This window comes from Sphingomonas sp. LC-1 (genome assembly GCF_025371035.1).
Lineage (GTDB): Bacteria > Pseudomonadota > Alphaproteobacteria > Sphingomonadales > Sphingomonadaceae > Sphingomonas > Sphingomonas sanguinis_E.
Window position 1 is genome coordinate 1 of the sequence record NZ_JANZXB010000048.1, and the last position, 774, is coordinate 774.

The following is a 774-nucleotide window of genomic DNA, read 5'->3' on the forward strand; positions in this document are numbered from 1 at the left end:
AGCGACCTGTTTTGGCTGACGGATGAGCAGATGGAGCGGCTGCGACCGTTCTTTCCCAAGAGCCATGGTAAGCCGCGCGTGGATGACCAGCGGGTGCTGAGCGGCATCGTGTTCGTCAACAAGAATGGGTTGCGCTGGCGAGATGCACCCGCCGCCTACGGTCCGCACAAGACGCTCTACAATCGGTGGAAGCGCTGGGGTGACGCTGGCGTCTTCTTGCGCATGATGGAGGGGCTGGCGGCGGCAAGTGCTGAGCCGAGAACGGTCATGATCGACGCGACTTATCTGAAGGCGCACCGCACGGCCTCAAGCCTGCGGGTAAAAAAGGGGATCTCGGCCGCCTGATCGGTCGCACCAAGGGCGGCATGAACACCAAATTACACGCCGTGGCTGATGCGAACGGCCGGCCCTTGAGCTTCTTCATGACCGCTGGGCAAGTCAGTGACTATACCGGAGCGGCAGCGCTGCTCGACGACATGCCAAAAGCGCAGTGGCTGCTCGGTGACCGCGGCTATGACGCCGATTGGTTCAGGGATGCTCTGCAAGCCAAAGGCATCCAGCCCTGCATCCCAGGCCGGCGATCACGCAACGAGCCGGTCAGATACGACAAGCGCCGCTATCGGCGACGAAGCCGCATTGAGATCATGTTCGGTCGCCTCAAGGACTGGCGCCGCGTCGCAACCCGATACGATCGCTGCCCTACCGCCTTCTTTTCCGCCATCACCCTCGCTGCCACCGTCATCTTCTGGCTGTGATCAACGAGTCCTGACCCTA

The 774-nt window shown here is 61.9% G+C and carries 1 protein-coding gene; it reads left to right on the forward strand.

What is annotated here, in order from left to right; genetic code table 11:
• Positions 1-755, forward strand: a protein-coding gene (locus NZL82_RS19770) for an IS5 family transposase (RefSeq protein ID WP_261271391.1) whose coding sequence is annotated in 2 segments (ribosomal slippage) — positions 1-331 and positions 331-755 — 756 coding nt annotated over the 2 segments. Because the reading frame shifts where the segments join, the coding sequence is not laid out codon by codon here. This gene is flagged as partial in the annotation.
• Positions 756-774: the final 19 nt, after the last annotated feature.